The 22,251-nt window shown below is 49.2% G+C and carries 23 protein-coding genes and 1 tRNA gene; 14 read left to right on the plus strand and 10 right to left on the minus strand.

The genetic code is table 11. The features are described 5' to 3' along the window. Positions 1 to 89 precede the first annotated feature (89 nt). The 3 genes from HPS54_RS07265 to HPS54_RS07275 are packed head-to-tail and all read left to right on the plus strand — an operon-like array spanning position 90 to position 1,771. Positions 90 to 779 (plus strand): phosphatidylserine decarboxylase family protein, encoded by a 690-nt coding sequence (locus tag HPS54_RS07265; RefSeq protein ID WP_172344789.1) that lies wholly within the window; start codon positions 90 to 92, stop codon positions 777 to 779. A gap of 4 nt (positions 780 to 783) precedes the next feature. After that, the gene (locus tag HPS54_RS07270) at positions 784 to 1,494 is read left to right on the plus strand and encodes a CDP-alcohol phosphatidyltransferase family protein (protein ID WP_172344790.1); all 711 of its coding nucleotides are present in this window, start codon (positions 784 to 786) and stop codon (positions 1,492 to 1,494) included. 1 nt (position 1,495) lies between these two features. After that, positions 1,496 to 1,771, plus strand: a complete 276-nt coding sequence (locus HPS54_RS07275) for a DUF4834 family protein (RefSeq protein ID WP_172344791.1) — start codon at positions 1,496 to 1,498, stop codon at positions 1,769 to 1,771. A gap of 21 nt (positions 1,772 to 1,792) precedes the next feature. Here HPS54_RS07275 and HPS54_RS07280 read toward each other — a convergent pair whose 3' ends face one another. From HPS54_RS07280 to HPS54_RS07295, 4 genes are all read right to left on the minus strand, one after another. Next, positions 1,793 to 2,389 (minus strand): hypothetical protein, encoded by a 597-nt coding sequence (locus HPS54_RS07280; RefSeq protein WP_172344792.1) that lies wholly within the window; start codon positions 2,387 to 2,389, stop codon positions 1,793 to 1,795. Between the two features lie 335 nt (positions 2,390 to 2,724). Next, the gene (gene pyrH / locus HPS54_RS07285; RefSeq protein WP_172344793.1) at positions 2,725 to 3,435 is read right to left on the minus strand and encodes a UMP kinase; all 711 of its coding nucleotides are present in this window, start codon (positions 3,433 to 3,435) and stop codon (positions 2,725 to 2,727) included. A gap of 8 nt (positions 3,436 to 3,443) precedes the next feature. Continuing rightward, on the minus strand, positions 3,444 to 4,187 hold the full coding sequence (locus HPS54_RS07290) for a biotin--[acetyl-CoA-carboxylase] ligase (protein ID WP_172344794.1): 744 nt from the start codon (positions 4,185 to 4,187) through the stop codon (positions 3,444 to 3,446). Between the two features lie 10 nt (positions 4,188 to 4,197). Beyond that, a complete protein-coding gene (locus HPS54_RS07295; RefSeq protein ID WP_172344795.1) occupies positions 4,198 to 4,563 on the minus strand; it encodes a YraN family protein in 366 nt (121 codons plus the stop codon). Positions 4,564 to 4,663: 100 nt separating this feature from the next. On the opposite strand from HPS54_RS07295, the gene HPS54_RS07300 reads away from it, so the two are divergent. Beyond that, positions 4,664 to 5,149: a nucleoside deaminase gene (locus HPS54_RS07300; protein ID WP_172344796.1), complete on the plus strand. Its 486-nt coding sequence runs from the start codon at positions 4,664 to 4,666 to the stop codon at positions 5,147 to 5,149. A 301-nt stretch (positions 5,150 to 5,450) separates the two neighbouring features. Here the strand turns inward: HPS54_RS07300 and HPS54_RS07305 are convergent, their stop codons facing one another. Together HPS54_RS07305 and HPS54_RS07310 are read right to left on the minus strand one after the other, a co-directional pair. Then, positions 5,451 to 8,276 carry a M16 family metallopeptidase gene (locus HPS54_RS07305; protein ID WP_172344797.1) on the minus strand — a complete coding sequence of 942 codons (2,826 nt, stop codon included), beginning with the start codon at positions 8,274 to 8,276 and terminating at the stop codon, positions 5,451 to 5,453. Between the two features lie 371 nt (positions 8,277 to 8,647). Next, positions 8,648 to 9,559, minus strand: coding sequence for a site-specific tyrosine recombinase (locus HPS54_RS07310; protein WP_172344798.1), 912 nt, complete (start codon positions 9,557 to 9,559; stop codon positions 8,648 to 8,650). 288 nt (positions 9,560 to 9,847) lie between these two features. Between HPS54_RS07310 and aroQ the strand changes: the two genes are divergently transcribed. Together aroQ and HPS54_RS07320 are read left to right on the plus strand one after the other, a co-directional pair. Beyond that, entirely contained in the window at positions 9,848 to 10,264 is a 417-nt protein-coding gene (aroQ, locus tag HPS54_RS07315; RefSeq protein WP_172344799.1) for a type II 3-dehydroquinate dehydratase, read from the plus strand. Between the two features lie 77 nt (positions 10,265 to 10,341). After that, a complete protein-coding gene (locus HPS54_RS07320) occupies positions 10,342 to 10,971 on the plus strand; it encodes an O-methyltransferase (RefSeq protein ID WP_172344800.1) in 630 nt (209 codons plus the stop codon). Positions 10,972 to 11,144: 173 nt separating this feature from the next. On the opposite strand, the gene HPS54_RS07325 is transcribed toward HPS54_RS07320, so the two are convergent. Next, positions 11,145 to 11,993: a Cbp1 family collagen-binding glycoprotein adhesin gene (locus tag HPS54_RS07325; protein WP_172344801.1), complete on the minus strand. Its 849-nt coding sequence runs from the start codon at positions 11,991 to 11,993 to the stop codon at positions 11,145 to 11,147. An 18-nt stretch (positions 11,994 to 12,011) separates the two neighbouring features. Continuing rightward, positions 12,012 to 12,695 carry a 16S rRNA (cytidine(1402)-2'-O)-methyltransferase gene (gene rsmI / locus HPS54_RS07330; protein WP_172344802.1) on the minus strand — a complete coding sequence of 228 codons (684 nt, stop codon included), beginning with the start codon at positions 12,693 to 12,695 and terminating at the stop codon, positions 12,012 to 12,014. A gap of 172 nt (positions 12,696 to 12,867) precedes the next feature. Between rsmI and HPS54_RS07335 the strand changes: the two genes are divergently transcribed. The 3 genes from HPS54_RS07335 to HPS54_RS07345 all read left to right on the plus strand — a co-directional run bounded on the left by HPS54_RS07335 (position 12,868) and on the right by HPS54_RS07345 (position 15,016). Continuing rightward, complete coding sequence (locus tag HPS54_RS07335) at positions 12,868 to 13,458, plus strand: thymidine kinase (RefSeq protein ID WP_172344803.1); 591 nt, start codon at positions 12,868 to 12,870, stop codon at positions 13,456 to 13,458. A 3-nt stretch (positions 13,459 to 13,461) separates the two neighbouring features. After that, entirely contained in the window at positions 13,462 to 14,553 is a 1,092-nt protein-coding gene (locus tag HPS54_RS07340) for an AI-2E family transporter (protein ID WP_172344804.1), read from the plus strand. A gap of 115 nt (positions 14,554 to 14,668) precedes the next feature. Next, a complete protein-coding gene (locus tag HPS54_RS07345) occupies positions 14,669 to 15,016 on the plus strand; it encodes a MerR family transcriptional regulator (RefSeq protein WP_172344805.1) in 348 nt (115 codons plus the stop codon). A gap of 46 nt (positions 15,017 to 15,062) precedes the next feature. Here the strand turns inward: HPS54_RS07345 and HPS54_RS07350 are convergent, their stop codons facing one another. After that, positions 15,063 to 15,764: an SIR2 family NAD-dependent protein deacylase gene (locus tag HPS54_RS07350; protein ID WP_172344806.1), complete on the minus strand. Its 702-nt coding sequence runs from the start codon at positions 15,762 to 15,764 to the stop codon at positions 15,063 to 15,065. Between the two features lie 15 nt (positions 15,765 to 15,779). After that, the gene (locus tag HPS54_RS07355) at positions 15,780 to 18,329 is read right to left on the minus strand and encodes an endonuclease MutS2 (RefSeq protein WP_172344807.1); all 2,550 of its coding nucleotides are present in this window, start codon (positions 18,327 to 18,329) and stop codon (positions 15,780 to 15,782) included. Positions 18,330 to 18,485: 156 nt separating this feature from the next. Here HPS54_RS07355 and HPS54_RS07360 point away from each other — a divergent pair. The 5 genes from HPS54_RS07360 to HPS54_RS07380 all read left to right on the plus strand — a co-directional run bounded on the left by HPS54_RS07360 (position 18,486) and on the right by HPS54_RS07380 (position 22,072). Next, positions 18,486 to 18,570, plus strand: a tRNA-Ser gene (locus HPS54_RS07360). Positions 18,571 to 18,843: 273 nt separating this feature from the next. Next, on the plus strand, positions 18,844 to 20,073 hold the full coding sequence (locus HPS54_RS07365) for a site-specific integrase (protein ID WP_172344808.1): 1,230 nt from the start codon (positions 18,844 to 18,846) through the stop codon (positions 20,071 to 20,073). Between the two features lie 669 nt (positions 20,074 to 20,742). Beyond that, complete coding sequence (locus HPS54_RS07370; protein ID WP_121766755.1) at positions 20,743 to 21,276, plus strand: antirestriction protein ArdA; 534 nt, start codon at positions 20,743 to 20,745, stop codon at positions 21,274 to 21,276. 80 nt (positions 21,277 to 21,356) lie between these two features. Next, a complete protein-coding gene (locus tag HPS54_RS07375; protein ID WP_010803493.1) occupies positions 21,357 to 21,578 on the plus strand; it encodes a DUF3873 domain-containing protein in 222 nt (73 codons plus the stop codon). An 11-nt stretch (positions 21,579 to 21,589) separates the two neighbouring features. Then, positions 21,590 to 22,072, plus strand: coding sequence for a DUF7258 domain-containing protein (locus HPS54_RS07380; protein WP_172344809.1), 483 nt, complete (start codon positions 21,590 to 21,592; stop codon positions 22,070 to 22,072). Positions 22,073 to 22,251 lie beyond the last annotated feature (179 nt).

Genomic DNA, 22,251 nt, shown 5'->3' on the forward strand with positions numbered 1-22,251 from the left:
ACGTGAGATAGCCAAAAGAATAGTAGTAAAAATTTGCTGAATACGCAAAAAACGAGTACCTTTGCATGAAATTGTAACTTCTTGATACTATGGGAAAGAGAATACGTAAGCTCAAAAATGTCAGATTACATAACGAAGGAACAGACACGCTTGTCTATGGGCTTGTGGCAATAGCCTCTATAGCTGCCGTGCTGTGGCTGTCTTTCGACAATAAGATCCCTTTCTGGTGCTTTGTCAGTGTATTCGGAATAGTATATTGCATTGTCCTTAATTTCTTCCGTTGTCCTATAAGATATTTTGAAGGTGACACAGAGAAGGTTGTCGTGGCGCCGGCAGACGGCAAGATTGTTGTTATAGAGGAAGTGGAAGAGACGGAATATTTCCACGACAAGCGCTTGATGATAAGTATATTCATGAGTCTTTTCAATGTTCATGCCAATTGGTTCCCCGTAGACGGCAAGGTAAAGTTTGTCAATCACCGTGACGGAAACTTCCATAAGGCATGGCTGCCGAAGGCAAGTGAGGAGAACGAACATGCCGACATAATGCTTGAAACACCGGAGGGTACGGAAGTTTTGTGCCGCCAGATTGCCGGAGCGGTGGCACGGCGCATCGTAACTTACGCCAAACCGGGAGAAGACTGCTATATTGACGAGCATCTGGGCTTTATCAAGTTCGGTTCGCGAGTGGACGTATATCTGCCTCTTGGCACGGAAGTGTGTGTCAAGATGGGGCAGACCACCACGGGCGATTATACTGTATTGGCTAAACTGAAATAATCTCATGGCAGGATTTATAGCAAAGAATATACCCAACACTATTACTTGCTGCAATCTCGTTTCTGGCTGTGCCGCAACTGTTTTTGCGCTTGACTACAGAGCGGAACTGGCGCTTCTCTTTATTATAATAGGTGCCGTATTCGACTTTTTTGACGGTATGAGCGCGCGACTGTTACACGTTTCGTCGCCAATAGGCAAGGAGCTGGACTCGCTTGCAGACGATATAACATTCGGACTGGCACCTGCCGCAATGGTATATGCCTTTCTCGACACGATGGCATATCCTGCTGCGCTTTCTTCCTTTAGCCGTTTCATTCCGTATTTCGCATTTGTAATGGCTGCTTTTGCAGCCCTGCGTCTTGCCAAGTTCAATCTGGACGAGCGCCAGACAACATCGTTTATAGGCTTGCCCACACCTGCCAACGCCCTGTTTTGGGGTTCTCTTGTCGTAGGCTCCGGTGCTTCTTTTTCAAGCAATCCGGCAATTATGCCGGTAATATTGGTGATGATTTGCATAAGCAGCTATGTCATGGTGGCAGAGCTTCCTATGTTTGCGCTTAAGTTCAAGATGTGGGGTTGGAAAGGCAACGAGGTGAAATACATCTTCCTTATCACCTGTATACCGTTGCTGGCGATATTCCGTGTGTCGGCATTTGCCGTCATCATAGCGTGGTATGTCATACTTTCCGTCGTTACAAATAAAATCCGCGGCTGATATGGGAGCATTGTTGAGTTTTCTGTTTCTTGTCTTTCTTTCCGGCATTTTCTTTGTAGGCATTGTTGCATACCGCATATATCGTTCGGTGAAAGATGCCGCGCAGCAGTTCCGTAACTTCGGAACCGGCTCGGGAAATGCGGCTTCCGGCACGGCGGGAAGCAGGCATCGCGACAGCGGCGATACCATAATAGACCGCCGCGACAGCGATAAGGCGAAGCGCCGCATATTCTCCGACAACGAGGGAGAATATGTTGACTTTGAAGAAGAACGCTGAGGCGGCGGACGGAGAATATCTTTAATCTTGTTGTACGGAATGTTTATCTGTTGTGTCTTGCGGCACGGCGGACTGCCGTTGTCTGTTCTTTATCACGGTGAAGCCGAACAACCCCTTTTGAAGACTTAATGTTTTTGTGCCTCCCGTGCGTACCCTGTTGTATTCGCTGCGTGTCACTGTCATGCTCTTCTTGCTTCCGTCAGCAAATCCGAGATACAGGTGGAATGTGTCATATGTGCCGTTCTGCACTCTGCGCCGTCTGCCCACGGTGCGGTATTTCTTGTGTGTTTCCTTGCTCTTGGAAAGTATGGTGGCATGTACTACGTGGTCTGTCGTGGTGTCGGCAAAGAGATAGTTGGCGCCGAGGAGCGAGGCGTACAGCACCGAGCCGACGACAATCAGATGACAGATAACGTTTATTGCAGCCTTGTCTGACGTTGTCGCGATGTGCCACCTGTTGTAGAACCGCGGTGTGGTGACGACCGCCGGAACAAGTGCCGCTGCTATCGGATACCACCATGTGATGATTGTGTCGCAGTAGAAGATGTATCCCGCTATACACAGGGCAAGGCAGGCAAAGGCTGCCACATACCGTAGGATGGTGTAAAGTCTGTTCATAAGTAGATGTTCAAAATTAAACGTATATATATTAATCGGTAGATGCTATTATTTACTTTATCATTATCTTGCACATTCTTTTGGGCTGTTTTCCCATGCCTCATCGGTCGTGTAGCCCGCTACACTCACTCTTCGGACATGAAAAAACATCACCAAAATAACGTACAATATAATGGTAATTAATTTCGAACATCTACTTATATATAATAAGGTGTAAGTTCTTTAACGCGGCGGCAGCCCGAAGCATGACGGCAGATGTGGGAAACGGTATTTGTTTCCTGTGCCTGCCGGCATGTTCCGGGCTGCCGGACGTTTTGTTATAAGCGTGCTTACGGTCAGTTGTGAACCAGTGTACCGATGTCCTCTCCGTCCATCACCCTCTTCAGATTGCCCACGATGTCCATGTTGAACACGTATATCGGCAGGTTGTTTTCCTTGCACATTGTCGTTGCCGTGAGGTCCATGACCTTCAGTCCGCGCGTGTAAATCTCATCGTATGTTATCTCGCTGAACTTCACTGCCTGCGGGTCTTTCTCGGGGTCGGCGGTGTATATGCCGTCCACGCGCGTGCCTTTCAGCATCACGTCCGCCTCTATCTCTATGCCGCGTAGCGAGCTTCCCGTGTCGGTGGTGAAGTATGGAGAGCCTGTTCCGGCGCTGAATATGCACACATGTCCGTTCTCCATTGCCTCGATGGCTTTCCATTTGCTGTAAAACTCGCCTATCGGTTCCATGCGTATTGCCGTGAGCACTTTTGTCTTTACACCGATCGCGCCGAGCGCCGAGCTGAGTGCCAGCGAGTTGATGACGGTGGCACACATGCCCATCTGGTCGCCCTTGACGCGGTCGAAGCCCTTGCCGGCGCCGCTCAGTCCGCGGAAGATGTTGCCTCCGCCAATCACTATGCCTATCTGCACACCGCTTTCGTGCACTTCCTTTATCTGCCTTGCATATTCGTTGAGCCTTTCCGTGTCTATGCCGTAGCTCTGTTTGCCCATGAGGCTCTCGCCGCTGAGCTTTAGAAGTATTCTTTTATACTTTGCCATGATGCGTATTATTTATTGTTGATTATGAACTTCACTTCCTTGAAGAAATATTTTCTTAGTCTGCCTTCCGTGTCGCGCAGGAGCAGCCTGCCGCTTTCCTCCACTCCCACGGTTTCCGCCACGAATCCACCGTCGGCGTCGCTGTAGGCGTGAAAGCCCTCCCGACGGTATAGCGCGCTGTGGTACATGGCTATGACGGAACTGCCGTTACCGTTTTCTATCATATTCATGTAGCGGCAGAAGCGGTCGATGATGTCGTCGAGTATGGCACGCGGTTCCACTTCGTGCCCCAGTATGTTGCGCAGCGAAACGGGATTGGGCGCATCGCTGCGGAATGTCTCCTGATTTATGTTCACGCCCGTACCGATGATGCATCTTCTTATGCCATGCCGGCAGACGGCGGTCTCTATCAGCGTACCGCTTATTTTCTTGTTGCACCAGTATATGTCGTTGGGCCATTTCACGCTTATTCCGCTGCCCGCAATCTCCGTGAGACAGTCTTTCAGCGCCACCGCCATAGCCATGGAGATGATGAACTGGCGTGCGGGCGGAACGGAGATGTTTTGCACCAGTATGCTGAAAAGCAGATTTTCCCCCGGCTCACTCTCCCATGAGTTACACGCCTGTCCTCGTCCTGCCGTTTGATACCGTGCAACGGCGACAACGAGATCGTTGTCCGTCTCCGGCAGGTAATCGTGCAGAAAGCGGTTGGTTGAATCTGTAACGTCGAGTTCTATTATTCTTGTTTTCATGTATCGTCGGTTATGGTATAGGCATGAATGCGTCTTCGATGTGTGTTGCCTTGTAGTTGCCGTCTGCCGTCCCTACGATGGTCACGATGTCGAACCTTACGGGCAGGTCTATGTGTTTCATCTTCACGTATTTGCCCGCAGCGCCACAGATGTTCCGTATCTTGTTTCGGTCTACCGCCGTTTCAGGCTCGGCGAAGATTTTGTCCCGCCTTGTCTTTACTTCCACTATCACCAGCATGTCTGCGTCTACCGCCACTATGTCTATGTCGCGGCTGCCGTCGCGCCAGTTGCGGTCGACAATCCGCAGCCCCTTTTGTTCGAGATACTCGGCGGCTTTCTGCTCGCCCCATTGTCCAAGGTCGTTGTGTGTTGCCATGAAGATTAGTGTTCCTGACTTACAAAAATACAATATTTCCGTTACACATCAAAGGTCTTTAAGCCTAAAAATAGTACTTTTGCAGAAAAACAGGCATATTATGAAACAAGAGAAAAACCAATGCGCCGGCGGTGCCGTCGCAGAGCAGGCTGCGAAGGATGCCGAGTTCATGCGCAAGGCGCTGATTGAGGCGGAGACTGCCCGCGATGCCGGCGAGATACCCGTCGGTGCGGTTATTGTGTGCGGCGGGCGCATCATTTCGCGTGCCCACAATCTCACGGAGACGCTCAACGACGTCACGGCGCACGCCGAGATGCTGGCGATAACGTCTGCCGCCAACGCCATGGGCGGCAAGTTTCTGCCCGAATGCACGCTATATGTCACCGTGGAGCCGTGCCCCATGTGCGCCGGAGCGATAGGGTGGGCGAGGATAGGTCGCGTGGTCTATGGCGCGGCGGACGACAAGCGCGGATACACGCGCTATGCTCCCGATGTTCTTCACCCCAAGACCACGGTCGCGACGGGGGTGCTCGAAGAAGAGTGCCGCAGGCTCATGCAGGAGTTCTTTGCTGATAAAAGGAGATAAGGGGGAGATAAAAGAAGATATGCGGCTGATGCCGCAGGAGATAAGGACAATGGCAAGGAGATAAGGGACACAGCAAGGAGATAAGGAGCCTGCTACCGGTAGGGATGCACCATGGTGCATCCGAAAACGCATGGCTTGTATCGTCGAATCACATCGGATTATTGTTCATAATCATTTCGGCTGCACCATGGTACAGCCCTACACGGTGCGGATGTTCGGTTGTCACATTTTATATAACAAATACGGGGCAAAGGCGTTTCCGCCCCTGCCCCGTGTCTGCTTTATGTAATGCGTGATAAGGCTACTCCTGCGGGAGCATTATAATCTCTACGCTGTTGCCTCCGGCTATTATCACATCCTTTACGAATGCTGCGATGCTCTCCGGTGTGAGTTCGCCGACAATCTTCTTGTAGTCGGTCACTACGTCTATGCCCAACTCGTCGAAGTTGCTTATCGCGCCCAGCCAGTATCCGTTCTTCTTTGCGTTGTCGTCAGCCTGCTTCAACATCAGTTCCTTCACCTTTGTCAGCATGTCTGCGTCTACGGTCTTTGCCATGGCTGCCACTTCGTCCTTCATTATCTTTATCGCCAGGTCTGCCTTCTCGGGCTTCATCGGGCATACGCCCAACAGAACGGTGAATGGCACGTCGCTGCCCGCCGTCGTGCGTCCCACGGCACCTGCCGAGTATGCGGCACTGGCGTCTTCGCGTATCTTCTTGAGATAAATCATAGACAGTATCTGTCCTGCCACGTCTACCTTTATGTCGTTCTCAAGGCTGTACGGCACGTTGTTGTTATACCAGTAGATGTATGCCTGTGCCTTCGGCGTGTCCATCTTGCGCGTGAACTTGTTCACAACGTTGCCCTGTGCGTATGTGGCAACCTTGCGCCAGTTCTCTTTCTTGCCTTTTGCCGGCAGCGAAGCGATATACTGTTCTATCAGCGGACGCAGAGTTGTCTCGTCGAAGTTGCCCACGAGCATGAACGTGAAGTCGGCTGCGTTGGCAGTGCGCTCCTTTGCTATCTCGAGTATGCGGTCGTAGTTTACGTCCTTAAGGTCTTCCGCCTTTATCGATGTGAAGCGCGGGTTGTGGCTGTTGAGCGTGCACTGCATTGAGTCTACGAAAGCCTTTTCGGGCGATATGCTCTGGTTTTTGAGCATGGTCTCGAGCATCGTCATGAGCGATGTGTACGATTTCTCGTCCTTCTTTATGGCAGTGAAGTAGAGATAGTTGAGCTGCAACAGTGTCTCGATGTCCTTGGGAGTAGACCTTCCCGAGATTGTCTCGTGCAGCTTGTTGAGGCTCATAGACAGACTCACCTGCTTGCCTGCAAGCGCTTTCTCAAGCTCCGTGTGGCTGAACTCGCCCAGTCCGCTCGCCTCGATGACATCGTCGAATGCCTTCATGTTGGCAAAGTCTTTCTCGTCGAGAAGCGACGAACCGCCTTTCGACGATGCTACCATAAGCACCTCGTCGTCCTTGAAGTCGGTCTTCTTCAGCAGTACCCTTGCACCGTTGGACAGTGTCAGTTCCTTGTATCCCAGCTTGTTGTTCTCTTTCTCGCTCTTTATCGTTCCTTTGGCGGGAAGCGTCTTTATCAGCGGCTCGTCCTTCACGTTGTCCACATATGCAGTCAACTGTTCGGCGCGCACGCCGGCTATAGCCTTCTTTATTCCGTCCACCGTCGGGTATACGGCACCTTCCTTCTCGTTGTTTATGCTGAACACAACAAGGTTAGAGTCGTTCCTGCTTATCATCTCGCCCATACCCTGGTTTACAGCCTCTACGGGTATCATCGGCGTGATCTGCTGCATTATGTTGTACTGGTCTTCGAGCGACGGTATCGGCTCGTTCGACAGGAAGTGGTCGCGATACTCGTCTCCGTATTTAGCGTTCTCGCGCTTGTTGCGGTTGGTGTATGCCTTTTCCAGCGCGCTCATGTAGTTGGACTTGGCACGCACAAACTCGGTCGGCGTAAATCCGAACTGCGATGCACGCAGAGCCTCGCGCATTACGGCTGCAATCGCCTCTTCGGTCTTTCCGTCCTTGGGAACAATCACCATGGAGAATGCATCCTTTGTCTTTGAGAATATATATGAGCCGTCATAGCAGTAAGCCTGTACAAACGGGCAGTCGGCGTTCTGTGCCAGCTCGCCCAGTCGGGCGTTCAGCATGCCCGTTACAACAGACTTGAGATAGTCTGCCATGAGATATGACAGGTCGCCCTTGGCGCTGTCGGGCACGGCGTCGTGCTTGATGAACATCTGCACCACGTTTATTGTCTGTTCCTTGTCCTTGTCGATGAGGATTATCGGCTCGGCATTGTCGGGCACCTGCTCGTCCACCACCGGTGCGGCATTGGGTATGAGCTTTATTCCGCTGAACATCTCCTTTATCTTGTTCTCGGTGTAGTCCACGTCTATGTCGCCCACAACTATTATCGCCTGATTGTCCGGACGATACCACTTCTGATAGTACTTGCGCAGTGCCTCGGGCTTGAAGTTGTCGATAATCTCCATCTTGCCGATGGGGTAGCGCTTGCCGTATTTGCTGCCGGGGTAGAGCGCTTCGAGATTGCGCTCGAACATGCGCGACGATGCGTCGGTGCGCAGACGCCACTCCTCGTGTATCACTCCGCGCTCCTTGTCAATCTCCTTCGCGTCGAGTGTAAGACCGTTCGACCAGTCTTTCAGTATGAGCAGACACGAGTCGAGAGCCTCGCGGCGTGTCGACGGGACGTTGCAGATGCGGTATACCGTCTGGTCTATACCTGTATATGCGTTGAGGTCGCTGCCGAACTCCACGCCCAACGAGCGTGTATATTCGATGACGCCGTTCTCCTTGAAGTTGTCCGAGCCGTTGAAAGCCATGTGCTCCAGGAAGTGAGCCAGACCGCGCTGGTCGTCGTTCTCCTGTATCGAACCCACGCGCTGTGCTATGTAGAAGTTCACCCGCTTCTCGGGATATCCGTTCTGACGCACGTAGTAGGTCAGACCGTTGGGCAACTTGCCTATTCTCACTGCCTTGTCGACAGGTATGGGAGGCATCTGGAAGCCTTGTGCCAGCGACGGAACCACAGCCGAAAGGGCAAGTACCGCGATGGCAAAAAGATTTTTGATTTTCATAATTTATAATGTTTTGTAAAATAAGATATATACAATGCAAAGGTAATAAAATAATTGTTTATATGACAAAATGTAAAGAATAAAATGATGCCAGGCGGAGTTATGTAAGACAAAACAGCGTTTTTGCTTGATAATAGGAACGTTTGCACTGTGGCACGGCTGCGCGATGCCGTAGGTGCTACACGTTGCAATGCCGGCGGTGCAACGTGTGTCGGAATATGGCTTGTAAACCATTGAAAAGCAAGATGATATCTTTGGGATTCTAAAAGGTGCCCTTTTAGACGCTGAAAGGCGGCATATCAGAGCCTGAAATGCCACCTTTCGCAATGCAATATGCCGCCTTTTGGAAAATGCCCTGCCGCGAGGCGTGCCTACTTGTCTCTTCTCGGGTGGTACATCAGCACCTCCTCGCGCAGCGTGTGGATGTCGATATGCGTGTAAATCTCGGTCGTGCCGATGTGCTCGTGTCCGAGCATTATCTGTATGGCGCGCAAGTCTGCCCCTCCTTCGAGCAGTGCCGTGGCGAAACTGTGGCGCAGCGTGTGCGGGCTTATGGTTTTCTTTATTCCGGCTTCCGCCGCCAAACGCTTTATCATTATCAGTATCATGGTGCGCGTGAGATGCGCTCCGCGGCGGTTGAGAAAGACGTAATCGTCTTCTCCCTCCTTTATCGTCATCATGTTGCGGTCTCTGAACCAGTATTCCAGTTCCTTTATGGCTGAAGGCGATATGGGCACGAGCCGCTCCTTGCGCCCTTTGCCCTCTACGCGTATGAAACGTTCTTCGAGAAAAAGGTTGGACATCTTCAGAGTCACAAGCTCGCTCACGCGGAGACCGCAGCAGAACAATGTCTCGATGATAGCCTTGTTTCGCTGCCCCTCCCATTTAGACAGGTCTATAGCCTGTTCGAGCATGTTGACCTCCTCCGTGCTCAGCACCTCCGGCAGATGCTCGCCTATACGGGGAGACTCGAGCAGTTCCGACGGGTCGGCGGAGACATATCCCTCGAGATACAGAAACCTGTAGAACGAGCGCACACCGCTGAGAATGCGGCACTGTGAGCGGGCGTTTATGCCTATGTCGTGAAGCGAAGCCGCAAAGCTGCGCAGGTCTTCTATACCGGCATCGGCAGGCTCCAGACCTCCGGAGTGCAGAAAACCGAATAGTTTCTGCAGGTCAAGCATATACGCCTCCTGTGTGTTCTGTGTGAGGTTGCGCTGCAGTTTTATGTACCGCAGATATCGCCTCACCATATCATTATTGCTTTTGCTGTCGTATTTCATTTATTTTTATTATCTTTGACTTCGTATCTTACTGCGTCCAAGATACTCTCGCTTGACAAAAAAACAAATAAATTTGTTGTTTTGTTCTCGACTTATCCGTATCTTTGACTTCGTCTTTGGCTGCGTCCAAGATACTCTCGCTCGACAAAAAACAAATAAATTTGTTGTTTTGTTCTCGACTTATCCGTATCTTTGCCCCAGATAAGCTACGCACTGACAACTCCCAAAAAAATTGCTTGCGTCAGGCTTTCACTATCGCTGCATACAAAATTACATTTTTTTTCCGATATGAAGATACTTATCCTTAACGGACCCAATCTGAACCTCCTCGGAGTGCGTGAGCCGGGTATATACGGCAGCTGTTCTTTCGACAGTTATCTGCCGCTGCTCCGTGAGCGCTATCCGGCAGTAGACATAGAATACCGTCAGAGCAACATAGAGGGCGAACTGATAAACATCATGCAGGAAACGGGCTTCTCATACGACGGCATCATACTGAACGCCGGCGCATATACGCACACAAGCATCGCCCTGCACGACTGCATACGCTCGCTGAAGTGCCCGGTCATAGAGGTGCATATCTCCAACGTGCACAGTCGTGAGGAGTTTCGCCGCCACTCGTATATATCGCCCGTATGCAAGGGAGTTATATGCGGTTTCGGGCTCGACTCATACCGTCTTGCACTCGAAGCGCTTCTGTGCTGAGCCGGATGATGTCTGCTTGAACGCCGGACGGATAGTGTTAAGCACATATACCCCATATCTTTACCTTATATATAATAATGTCAGAAATAGACGACTATATTCTTGCCCATACCGATCCGGAGGGCGACTATCTGTACAGGCTCTATCGTGCCACCAACATCCACCTGCTGCGCGGGCGCATGGCGAGCGGTCATCTGCAGGGCAGGCTTCTGCGCATGCTCGTGCGTATGATCAAACCGAAGAACATTCTCGAGGTGGGAACGTTCAGCGGTTACAGTGCCATTTGTCTTGCCGAAGGACTTGATGACGGCGGCAAGGTATATACATACGAGATAAACGACGAGCAGGAGGACTTTACGCGCCCTTGGATTGAAGGCTCTGCCGTGGCAGACAAGATAGAGTTTATAATAGGCGATGCCATTTCCGAGGCTCCCGCACTGGGCATAACCTTCGACCTTGTCTTTATCGATGGCGACAAGCGTACATATCTCGACACCTACGAAATGGCTCTTTCGGTGTTGCGCCCGGGAGGCTTCATCTTCGCCGACAACACGCTTTGGGATGGGCATGTGGTAGACCATGCCTATGACAAAGACCGCCAGACGGCGGGAATAGAGCATTTTAATGATTTCGTAGCACGTGACGATAGGGTGGAGCGCGTAATGCTTCCGTTGCGCGACGGGCTGACGTTGATACGTAAGAAGTGAAGAATTAAGAGTTAAGAATGAAGAATTTGCTGCCGCAGCAGCAGGATTATTTTAGCCCCTATAGGTTCTATTGTTCCTATAGGGGCTATATGTCTTATAAGCCTTATAAGCCCTATTGTTAAATGATGTGCGGCAGCAAATTCTTCATTCTTAACTCTTAATTCTTCATTTCTTTACTTAACCTGCACCACCAGATACTTGCTTGTGCTCCAGAACAGCTGCGGGTTGTTTATCCTAAGCACGTATTGGTCTTTTGCATCGCGCTGCAGCGTGTAGCTGCCGGACGGGTGCATGGTCAGTATGTTGGCAGACTTGGAATAGAGTTTTATCTCTTTGTCTACGCGTATGTCTATTTTTGTAAAGTAGTTCTTGTTGAAGTTGCCCTGCAACACTTTACCCTTTAAAAGGATGTTCTGTTCTTTCAACTCCTTCTTTGTGCCGAAAGCGAACCATGCCGTGTTTATCTGCTTGTCCTGATCGTTGATTGTCTGTGCCTTGCTTTCGTTCTCTCCCTTCAGGTCGTTTACGCTTGTATTGAGATCGGAGATTGTTGCATCAAGTTCGGCAATGTGTATATCCTTGGCGTCGAGTTCGGCACGCAACTGCCTTAACTGTATGTCTTTGTTGTCCAGTTGCTTTACAAGATTCTCTATAGTCCGCTTCAATTGTTCGCCCTTAAACGAGCTTTCGCGCATTTGCTGGCGCAGCTTTTCTATAAGTTCACGGTTCTGAATGAGGCGCTGCTGTATGAACTTGATGTTCTCGCGTATCTCGCTCTCTTTGTTGGCACCCTCTCCGTCCTTTGCAATGAGCACACGGTTCTCGGCAGCATTGATGTCGCGGAAACCCTCTTCGACATCGTTCAGCAATCCCATCATATCGTTTATCTCATTGTCTTTCTGCTCGATGATGCGCTGCAAGGAGTCTGTGGCGCTTACCGACGGCTGTTCGGGAGTCACCTTTTCGTTCTTGCATGCAGTCAGTGCCATGGCACATGCTGCAAATAATAATACCTTTTTCATAATTATAAGTTTTTTGGTTTATTCCTTTTTTGTATTTTTTCCGGCGACGACAATCACAAATTCGCCGCGCGGTTCTGTTGTCTCGAAGTGAGAGATTATCTCTGCCAGTGTACCGCGGACACTTTCCTCGTGTATCTTTGATATCTCGCGACAGGCACTTGCCTGACGGTCCTCACCGAAATATTCGGCAAACTGCCGCAGTGTTTTCAATACCCTGTAGGGCGATTCGTAAAAGACCATTGTGCGTGCTTCGTCCTTCAGACTTTCAAGACGTGTGGCACGTCCTTTCTTCTGAGGTAGAAAACCTTCGAAGCAGAAGCGGTCGCAGGGCAGTCCGGAAGACACTATGGCAGGCACAAAAGCCGTGGCACCGGGCAGACACTGCACCGTAATGCCTGCTGCCGCTGCTTCGCGGACAAGATAAAAGCCCGGATCGCTGATGCCGGGTGTGCCGGCGTCGCTGATAAGAGCAATGTCCGCACCGCCCTTCAGACGCTCTACTATGCCTGCGGAGGTGCCGTGCTCGTTGAACTTATGATGCGATATAAGATGATTTTTTATGTCGAAATGCTTCAGAAGAATGCCCGAAGTACGTGTGTCTTCAGCCAGAACCATGTCTGCCTCTTTAAGTATGCGTATGGCGCGGAAGGTGATGTCTTCCAGATTTCCTACCGGAGTAGGCACTATATATAATGTACCCATGGTGCTTGTTGCTATGTATTGATATGTAACTGAACGATCCTGACGGGACCATAAGCTTTGTTCGGATGCTCAATCTCTTTTCTCGGACAAATATACTTAATTAATCCACCATGGCAAAAAAACACTTTAAATCTTTGCAATTTTTAAAACGTCTTTGTATATTTGTGCCATAATGGAAAGACATTCGGAAGGTTGGGAGATGCACCGCCCGGGTAGAATAGAGGTGGTGTGCGGTTCAATGTTTTCTGGAAAGACAGAGGAACTGATAAGACGTATGAAGAGGGCAAAGTTCGCCCGGCAGAGAGTGGAGATATTCAAGCCATCGCTTGATACGCGATATTCGGAGGTCGATGTTGTGAGCCATGACAAGACAACTATACCGAGCACGCCGGTAGACTCGTCGTCAAGCATATTGCTGTTAGCATCGGACATCGATGTAGTGGGCATAGACGAGGCGCAATTTCTTGACGGGGGACTGGTAGACGTCTGCAACCAGCTAGCTAACAGGGGGGTGAGGGTAATCGTTGCCGGTCTTGATATGGATTTCAAGGGCGTTCCTTTCGGTCCAATTCCCGCGCTGTGTGCCATTGCCGACGAGGTGACGAAGGTGCATGCGATATGCGTGAAGTGCGGTGCGCTGGCGTATGTGAGCCACCGTCTTGTGGAGAACGACAAGCGCGTGCTGCTCGGAGAGACCAATGAGTATGAGCCGTTGTGCCGCGACTGCTATCGCAAGGCTATGGAAGAGGAGAAGAAAAGATAAATTATGTTTGAGCAAAAGATAACATTCGACAAGTTTATACGTTGGGCATTGGTTGCTTTGCTGGTATTTGCCGTGCTGTTTGTTATGAACTGGCTGAGCGGCGTATTGCTGCCGTTTTTTATCGCATGGCTGCTGGCATACCTTCTGTATCCGGTGGTGAAGTTCATGCAATACAGGATGAGGGTGCCCACGAGGGCACTGTCAATAATCGTGACTCTGATACTTGTCATTGCTGTTTTGGGCGGAATATTTTATCTTATAATACCTCCGATGATAGAACAGTTTGAGAAACTGGGCGGATATATCACCAAATACATACAGCACGAGGTGAATGTAAGCAACACACCGGACGCCATACGGGCGTGGCTGCACGACAACCAGCATGAGATACGCCGTTTTTTCAACAGCAACGATGTGGCGGATGCAGTGAAGTCTGCCATGCCCAAGGTGTTCTCCGTGCTCGGACAGACGGCAAACGTGATAATAAGCATAGTGGCATCGTTTATCACGCTGATGTATATGTTTTTCATTCTGCTTGACTATGAGTATCTTTCAAACAACTGGATAAAGATTTTCCCGAAGTCGGTGCGCCCTTTCTGGCAGTCGCTGATGAAGGATGTTGAACGCGAACTTAACAATTATGTGCGTGGACAGTCGCTTGTTGCGCTTAGCATGGGTATACTGTTCTGTATCGGATTTACGCTTATAGACTTTCCGATGGCTATCGGACTGGGCATTCTTATAGGTATAATGGATCTTGTGCCTTATCTGCACACGTTCGCATTGATACCAACCGCATTCCTCGCCCTTATGAAAGCGGCGGACACGGGGCAGAACTTTTGGATAATACTGGCATCGGCAGTGGCGATATTTGCAATAGTCCAGGTGATAATAGACATGGTAATCACTCCGAAGATAATGGGTAAGGCAATGGGACTGAACCCTGCCATACTGCTGTTGTCCTTGTCGGTATGGGGGTCGCTGCTCGGGTTTATAGGTCTTATAGTGGCGCTTCCGCTTACCACCCTGCTCATAGCATACTATCAGAGGTATGTTACGAAAGAGACGGAAAAGCCTGAGCATAACGGCGAATGACATGCCTCACGGCAGAATAGCATATTCAGGATTTGTGCCGTTTATTGTCTGTCTGTCGGAAAAAAGTGTTATTTTTGCAATTAAGTTTAGTCTTATTATATATTAATACAAGGTTATGGCACTTAATACGGATAAAAATCTGAAGCTTTATTATTCAATAAAGGAGGTGGCGGAAATGGTGGGTGTTGCTGAAAGCACGCTCCGTTTCTGGGAGAAAGAGGTACCTGCGATAAAGCCGAAGACCACCGGCAACAATATCCGCCAGTACACACAGGCGGATATTGATAATATTAAGATAATCTATAACCTTGTGAAGGTGAGGGGCTTCAAACTTTCGGCAGCTCGTAAGATGCTCCGTGAGAACCGTGGACAGGCGGACAGCAACGCGCGTGTGATGGAGATGCTGATAAACGTCCGTGACGAGCTGAAGGCTCTTAAAAAGCATCTTGACTATCTGTCGTAACTCCTTAAAAATATTTTAAGCAGTGAAATGATGACATTGGAGGTATTTATCGTTCCTCCAATATACCGCAAAGTTCTTCCATTCCCTCCGACGCACCTTTCATGATGTGCCGTATGTTGCTGTTTCCTGAGACGGAAACGCTTTTCGGGTCGATGATGTATATCGGAGTGCCGGGGCATACATACTGCACAAGTCCGGCGGCAGGATATACGTTGAGTGAAGTGCCGATGATTATGAAGATGTCGGCTTGTTCCGTTTCTTTTATTGCAGGTTCTATCATGGGGACGCTCTCGCCGAAGAACACGATGTAAGGGCGTAGTAGCGAACCGTCGCCTGCCTTGGTGCCGGGCGCTACCTCGTAGTTGTCGGCAGTAAGCGTCTGCCAAAAGTGTTGGTTCTCGGTGTCACGGCTGGAACATACTTTCATAAGTTCGCCGTGCAAATGGATGACTTTTGACGAGCCTGCCTGCTCATGGAGGTTGTCGACGTTTTGGGTTATCACAGTCACGTCATATTGTTTTTCAAGTCCGGCAACAAGCCTGTGACCCTTGTTCGGTTGTGCGTCAAGAAGTTGCCTGCGCCTCTCGTTGTAGAACTTCGTTACCAGTTCCGGATCGTTGAGCCAACCCTCGTGCGACGCCACCTGCTGCACGGGATAGCTCTCCCAAAGTCCGTCTGCATCGCGGAATGTCTTCAGACCGCTTTCCGCAGACATTCCCGCACCTGTAAGTATTACTATCTTTTTCATAATAAGTAAATGTTTTTATCCTATGTCCACAACCGTTATTCCAGCCCCTCCGAACTGCACGTGCTCGTCTTTGAAGTTTGTGATGTTGGGGATGGTGGCGAGATATTGGCGTATCAGCTGTTTCAGTATGCCTGTTCCGGTGCCGTGAAGGATACGTACGCGGCTCACTCCGACCAGTATCGCGTCGTCAATGAAGTACATCACGGCGTTTATAGCCTCATCACCGCGCATACCGCGGACGTCGATGTCCTGCTTGAAGTTTAGCTTGCGGTTGTCTATAGTCTCACGTGTCTGCCGTCCGATGGACATCGGTCTGTTGCAGTCATCGCTCTTTTTCACTTCTGCATGTTCGAGCTTTTCCAGTGAAATCTTAGACCGGATGTCGCCAAAGATAACGACGGCATTCTTGCCTTTTATCTCTTCTATGTGCCCGACGGACGACAATCCCTTTATGCGAACGGTGTCGCCTGCCTCAAGCATCTTCTGTTTTTGTGGCTCTGATTGTGCCTGCGGCTTGCCGCTCTGCAGCTGTTTCTTCTCCGCCTTCTCCTTCTTACGTTTCTCGCGACGTTCCTTTCGTTCTTGTATCTGCCTTATCTTGCGGGCTATCATTTCATCATCGGAATCATTGCCGATGTCGTGTATCTCGTCTCTGAAGGCATCGAACTCTTCACGTATGCGGCGCGTCTCTTCTTTGGCAGCCTGGTTTTCTTTTATCTCGCGTATTGTGTTCTCTATTTTCCGGTTGCTTTCTTTCAGCAGTTCCTCTGCCTGTTCCCTTGCCCGTATCAGTACTTCACGGCGGTTCTTTTCCAGTTCTTTGATGTCAGATTCATACTTTGCAATTATCTGTTCAAGTTTTCTTTCATGTTGGTGTATGTTCTGGCGTTTGTTTTCCCAATAGCGTTTGTCGCGGACAATGTCTTGAAGATACTTGTCGCTCTGTATGTAGTCGCTGCCGACAATCTCGCTTGCATCGCGTATAACCTCGTCGGGCAAACCTATCTTGCGGGCAATCTCTATGGCAAACGAACTGCCGGGGCGTCCTGTCTGTAGCTGGAATAGTGCTTTCATTTCGTGCCGGTCGTAAAGCATGGCACCGTTTACCACACCTTCATGACTGTCTGCAAAGTGCTTTAGGTTCTGGTAGTGTGTCGTTATTATGCCGTATGCTCCTTTGTTGCAGAATTGTTTCAGTACAGCCTCAGCTATGGCTCCGCCTATCTGCGGCTCTGTTCCGGTGCCGAACTCATCAATGAGTATCAGCGTTTTTGCATCGGCATACCTCATCATGTGTTTCATATTGGTGAGGTGGCTGGAGTATGTACTCAGGTCGTTCTCCATGCTTTGCTCGTCGCCGATGTCTATGAAGATGTTGTTGTAGATGCCGGTACGCGAGCGTTCGCTTACCGGTATGGACAGTCCGCACTGCAACATATATTGTAACAGACCGACGGTTTTGAGGCAAACGGATTTTCCTCCGGCGTTGGGACCGGATATAATGAGTATGCGCTTGTCTTTTGTCAGCATGATGTCTAATGGCACAACCCTCTTGCCTTGCTTCTCCAAAGACAGTCTCAACAGCGGATTTACAGCCTCTATCCAATCGATATGAGGGCGTTTTTCCACTTCGGGTTCGATACTGTTTGTATATTTTGCCAATTCCGCCTTGGCGTGTATAAGGTCTATTTTTGCAAGAAAACGGTATGAATCCAATATTTGTGTTACGTGCGGACGTATCTTTTTTGCAATTTCCGTCAGTATGCGTACAATCTCTCTGCGTTCGTCTGCTTCAAGTTCTCTTATCTTGTTGTTTGCCTCAACCACCTCTGTCGGTTCGATGAATACAGTCTTTCCCGATGCCGACTCGTCGTGCACGATACCTTTTATCTTTCGTTTCATTCCCGGTGCCACGGGTATCACGAGGCGTCCGTCGCGTATGGCAGGCGTCACGTCTTTTTCTACGACCCCATCACTCTGTGCCGCTCGGAGTATATTATATAATGTACGTGAAATGCTTCCTTCTGTACGTGCAAGTTCTCTGCGTATGTCAAGAAGTGCCGTAGAGGCGTTGTCGCGTATTTTTCCGAACTTGTCCAATATTCGGTCAATATGCTGTATCAGTTGTGGAAACGTCATTACGCCGTCAGTAAGACGGTGCAGGGCAGGGTAGGGGTATGCCCTTTCTTCCTGTTCTTCGTCTTCATCGGTAATGTCATTGTCGCTTTCGTTACGGTTAAGATATCTTACAATGTCGCAGATAGTGCCAAGTGATCGGCGCAGGTCAAACAACTCGTTTTCTTCAAGATGTGTGCCTTCAAGGCGCAGGCGTGCCACAGCCTCGCGGACATCAAGAAAGTATTGTAATGGAAAGTCGTCGGCTTCTTCTTGTAACCGTTTGAACTCACGTACTTGTCTAAGCCATTCGTTCACCGTGTCTGCATCTGTGGAAACAGACATACTGTCTGTCATCTCCTTACCAAGCGTGCTCAGGCAGCGTTCGCGCAGCAAGTTTCTTATTTCGTTAAAACCGACTTTATGCTCAAAACTGTTGGGATAAATCATATTGCAAAGGTACAAAACAAACATTACCGTATAATTCGTGTATTTGTTAATTAACATTAATTCAAATTGTTTTACCTATGGAGAATTATTGTTTATGGATTAAAAGCATTACCTTTGCACACGCTTTAGAACACAAAGCTGGTCGTCCTGACTAAAGGAGAGATGGTAGAGTGGTCGATTACAACGGTCTTGAAAACCGTCGTGCTGAGAGGCACCGGGGGTTCGAATCCCTCTCTCTCCGCTGAACGTGCTGGACAGAAATGGTCAGCAAACGGACAAAAAGCTACAAATCAACGATTTGTGGCTTTTTTTATTGCCCGAAAGTCCGGCTTCCAAGACTTCAAAAGTACGGTAAAAGACAAAGTTTCGTTACTAAATCGTTACCTATTCCCTGCCGGACAAAAACGGTAACGATTTGTCCTCAAATGACCTGAAAATGACTTGATTAGTCCATAGTCTGCATAACTCGAAAACGAGAGGTAAAAATTAATTTTGCAACTAAAAAAAGTGAGTTATGAAATCGACATTCAAGGTTCTTTTTTATTTGAAGAAAGGTTCTGAAAAGAAAAACGGCGAGGTTATGATTATGGCACGCATCACCATAGACGGCAAACTTTGCCAGTTCAGTACGAAACAAAGCATCCAGCCCGACAACTGGAACACGGCTGCGGGCAAAGCCAAAGGCAGGGATGCCGGAAGAATAAACGCCCTTTTGGACGACATACGTTCTTCCCTGAATACCATTTACCACGAAATGCAGCGGCGTGACAACTATGTGACCGCCGAGAAAGTGAAGAACGAGTTCTTGGGACACAGCGAGAGCCACGAAACAATCCTTACCCTGTTCCAAAAGCACAATGACGATGTGAAGCAGCTTGTAGGCATATCCAAGACGATAGCGACCTACCGCAAGTATGAAGTCACCCGCCGCCACCTCGCCGAGTTCATCCGCAGCAAGTACAACGTATCGGACATATCCATAAAGGAGATTACCCCGATGTTCATTACCGATTTTGAGTTGTATTTGCGTACCGCCTGCAAGTGCGGCTACAACACCACCGCCAAGTTCATGCAGTTCTTCAAGCGTATCATCATCATTGCCCGCAACAACGGCATACTGGTGGGCGACCCGTTCGCCAGCTACAAAATCCGGCTGGAGAAAGTGGACAGGGGTTATCTGACAGAGGACGAGATTAAAATTATCCTTAAAAAGAAAATGGTTTCCGAGCGGCTGGAACACGTCAGGGACTTGTTCATCTTTGCCTGCTTCACCGGGCTTGCCTATATAGATGTAGCCGGGCTTACGCAAGATAATATATGCAAATCCTTTGACGGCAACCTTTGGATAATGACAAAGCGGCAAAAGACGAATACGGACGTTAATGTTCCCCTGCTGGATATTCCCAAGATGATTTTGAAGAAGTACAAGGGCAAGTTACCGAACGGCAAGATACTTCCCGTAATCAGCAATCAGAAGCTAAACGCCTACTTGAAAGAGATTGCCGATATTTGTGGAATTAAAAAGAATTTGACATTTCATCTCGCCCGGCACACGTTCGCAACGACTACCACGCTGTCAAAGGGCGTACCCATTGAAACGGTGTCCAAGATGCTGGGACACACCAATATCGAAACGACACAAATCTACGCCCGCATCACCAACAGCAAGATAGGCAGCGATATGCAGGGGCTTGACAAGAAATTTGTCGGCATCGAAAAGATTTACAAGGAAGTCGCCATGTGAGTTTTTAGTTACCTATATACCGTTGGTAACAGAACTGGTAACGATTTCGGTAACGAAATTCCACCTAATAAACTATATCCCAACAAAGTACACTCTTTCGCCTTGCGGGCAGTCCACCGACTACCCGCATTTTTTATTCCCTTTTCCACTGGCACATTCCCCGAAACGCCAGCCGTGCGTGGCATGGCTGACTGTATTTCGTGAAAAGAGCCGTTGGAAACCCGCACAAGCGTATTGCAAGCAAGCTCACAACACCCTTGCCTTTCCCGCCCGCATGGAGTGTTCCCTAAAAGACGAAAGAGGACAGGCACTTTTCCCCTGTTTCCCTAAATGTAAATCTTCCTCTCACGCAGTCCCCCAGCCGGGACAGTCGTTTTAATCATTTCAATAGGCAAAGGTAGTTACGTGTTCTTCACGATTTTTCAAGGTCGAGCCGTTCCGGTTTGGCGAAAAAATCTTCCCTCCTTGCGAGGTATTTTTTGCCCAAAACCTTGCAAACTCTAAACACTACCCTTTTAAGCCTATGTGAAACGAAAACGACCGACCCGACCGGAAGACGCATAAAAAAAAAAGTCGGATTTACGGGAAACAGGAAAAAAGTTCAGTGAAACTTCAACTCCCTCACCTCTCAAATCCGCATAAAATCAAAAACTTAAAAATTACAGCAATATGGAAGCAAAGGTATTATCGGAAGCAAAAGTTTATGTAGGCACTTACGCCAAGTACAACAACGGTTCATTGTTTGGGGCATGGCTCGACCTTTCGGACTATTCGGACAAGGAAGAATTTTACGAAGCCTGCCGGGAACTTCACAAGGACGAGGAAGATGCGGAATATATGTTTCAAGACTGGGAGAACGTGCCGGAGGGCTTAATCGGCGAAAGCTGGATTTCTGAAAACTTCTTTTCCTTGCGTGATGCGGTAGAGGATTTGGACGACACCGAGCAGGAAGCCTTTTTCGTGTGGTGCAACTACAAAAGCCATGATTTGAGCGAGGAAGATGTGGACGACCTTATAAGGGACTTTCAAGACGAGTATCAGGGACAATATGATGATGAAGAAGATTTCGCCTATGAAATCATAGAGGAATGTTACAACCTGCCTGAGTTCGCAAAGACCTATTTCGATTATGAAAAGTTCGCCCGTGACCTGTTTATGTGCGATTACTGGTTTGATGACGGTTTTGTGTTCCGTGCGGCATAACCAAATACTAATCCGGGCGGGGTGTCAAAGCCCTGCCCGCTTAAAACAACCAAGTTTATAACCATAAAAAATAAGACATCATGCAGTCACTTAACAAAAACGGGGTAAGCATTACCCAAACACCGGGAGAAGAAAAGTTCGTGAAATGCTGTTTAGGGGCTTTCAGGGGACAGATTTATTTTCAATATGACTACCGCCACACGGACGGCGAACTTTTCAGCACGGTAGCCAAAACGCTGGACGAGTGCCGCCGCAGGCGTGACGGGTGGATAGCGAAGAAGAACGGAGTAATAAATAAGTAAATTTTAGGGACATGAAAACGACAGAAGTAAACAAGGAGCTTATCGGCAGGCGTTGCGAGTGTATTTTTACGGGCTTAATGGTAACGGGCGTTATCGAGGACACAGAAGAAAACGAACACACCATAGAGGTAAAAGTCCGTTTCGACCACCCGCACCAGTGGGGCGATGATTTGTATAATGATGTGTGGGCGTGGGGGCGTAAAACTGACGAGTTCGGCACGCTGCACCATTTGCAACTGTTGGAGGACAAACCAGACTTTCAGATAATGACGGTAGTTTTCGGCGAGCCAATCAGCCGGATAGACCGCAGTGTTTTTGAAGATGTGGAAACGTGGGGTGTCTGTTCCCTGCAAGGCTGGGTAAACAGCTACGAGAGTGTCCGGTTTGTAGCCATAGACGACCATACGGCAATTATCACGGGCGAATACAACATGGAACAGGTAAAGGTGTGGTTAGAGAAATACACGTCCATAAAGAGCCTTAAAACCAGTTGATAGAGAACGGCGGCTGTTTGCCGCCGCCACTTTCTTTCGTGAGTGCCGGGAAATAAAGTGGCAAAGAAACCCGCCCTGTTCCCTAACATGAAAAGTCCACCCGCCGAACTGTCAGCGGGTGGATTACCATAACATACGCCTTGCGTATCATTCCCTATTTGGTGTTCCCTGTCTATCGT

The sequence above is a fragment of the Xylanibacter caecicola genome (assembly GCF_013166515.1).
Classification (GTDB): Bacteria; Bacteroidota; Bacteroidia; order Bacteroidales; family Bacteroidaceae; genus Prevotella; species Prevotella caecicola.

What these genes read in the sequence shown, in the direction of transcription:
- HPS54_RS07325 (WP_172344801.1), bottom strand. Translation starts at nt 11,993, where the DNA reads ATGAAAAAGGTATTATTATTTGCAGCATGTGCCATGGCACTGACTGCA.
- HPS54_RS07350 (WP_172344806.1), bottom strand. Translation starts at nt 15,764, where the DNA reads ATGAAAAAGATAGTAATACTTACAGGTGCGGGAATGTCTGCGGAAAGC.
- HPS54_RS07295 (WP_172344795.1), bottom strand. Translation starts at nt 4,563, where the DNA reads ATGGCAACACACAACGACCTTGGACAATGGGGCGAGCAGAAAGCCGCC.
- HPS54_RS07320 (WP_172344800.1), top strand. Translation starts at nt 10,342, where the DNA reads ATGTCAGAAATAGACGACTATATTCTTGCCCATACCGATCCGGAGGGC.
- HPS54_RS07270 (WP_172344790.1), top strand. Translation starts at nt 784, where the DNA reads ATGGCAGGATTTATAGCAAAGAATATACCCAACACTATTACTTGCTGC.
- HPS54_RS07265 (WP_172344789.1), top strand. Translation starts at nt 90, where the DNA reads ATGGGAAAGAGAATACGTAAGCTCAAAAATGTCAGATTACATAACGAA.
- HPS54_RS07290 (WP_172344794.1), bottom strand. Translation starts at nt 4,187, where the DNA reads ATGAAAACAAGAATAATAGAACTCGACGTTACAGATTCAACCAACCGC.
- aroQ (WP_172344799.1), top strand. Translation starts at nt 9,848, where the DNA reads ATGAAGATACTTATCCTTAACGGACCCAATCTGAACCTCCTCGGAGTG.
- HPS54_RS07345 (WP_172344805.1), top strand. Translation starts at nt 14,669, where the DNA reads ATGGCACTTAATACGGATAAAAATCTGAAGCTTTATTATTCAATAAAG.
- rsmI (WP_172344802.1), bottom strand. Translation starts at nt 12,695, where the DNA reads ATGGGTACATTATATATAGTGCCTACTCCGGTAGGAAATCTGGAAGAC.
- HPS54_RS07310 (WP_172344798.1), bottom strand. Translation starts at nt 9,559, where the DNA reads ATGAAATACGACAGCAAAAGCAATAATGATATGGTGAGGCGATATCTG.
- HPS54_RS07335 (WP_172344803.1), top strand. Translation starts at nt 12,868, where the DNA reads ATGGAAAGACATTCGGAAGGTTGGGAGATGCACCGCCCGGGTAGAATA.
- HPS54_RS07280 (WP_172344792.1), bottom strand. Translation starts at nt 2,389, where the DNA reads ATGAACAGACTTTACACCATCCTACGGTATGTGGCAGCCTTTGCCTGC.
- HPS54_RS07355 (WP_172344807.1), bottom strand. Translation starts at nt 18,329, where the DNA reads ATGATTTATCCCAACAGTTTTGAGCATAAAGTCGGTTTTAACGAAATA.
- HPS54_RS07340 (WP_172344804.1), top strand. Translation starts at nt 13,462, where the DNA reads ATGTTTGAGCAAAAGATAACATTCGACAAGTTTATACGTTGGGCATTG.
- HPS54_RS07375 (WP_010803493.1), top strand. Translation starts at nt 21,357, where the DNA reads ATGCAGTCACTTAACAAAAACGGGGTAAGCATTACCCAAACACCGGGA.
- HPS54_RS07275 (WP_172344791.1), top strand. Translation starts at nt 1,496, where the DNA reads ATGGGAGCATTGTTGAGTTTTCTGTTTCTTGTCTTTCTTTCCGGCATT.
- HPS54_RS07365 (WP_172344808.1), top strand. Translation starts at nt 18,844, where the DNA reads ATGAAATCGACATTCAAGGTTCTTTTTTATTTGAAGAAAGGTTCTGAA.
- HPS54_RS07300 (WP_172344796.1), top strand. Translation starts at nt 4,664, where the DNA reads ATGAAACAAGAGAAAAACCAATGCGCCGGCGGTGCCGTCGCAGAGCAG.
- pyrH (WP_172344793.1), bottom strand. Translation starts at nt 3,435, where the DNA reads ATGGCAAAGTATAAAAGAATACTTCTAAAGCTCAGCGGCGAGAGCCTC.
- HPS54_RS07380 (WP_172344809.1), top strand. Translation starts at nt 21,590, where the DNA reads ATGAAAACGACAGAAGTAAACAAGGAGCTTATCGGCAGGCGTTGCGAG.
- HPS54_RS07370 (WP_121766755.1), top strand. Translation starts at nt 20,743, where the DNA reads ATGGAAGCAAAGGTATTATCGGAAGCAAAAGTTTATGTAGGCACTTAC.
- HPS54_RS07305 (WP_172344797.1), bottom strand. Translation starts at nt 8,276, where the DNA reads ATGAAAATCAAAAATCTTTTTGCCATCGCGGTACTTGCCCTTTCGGCT.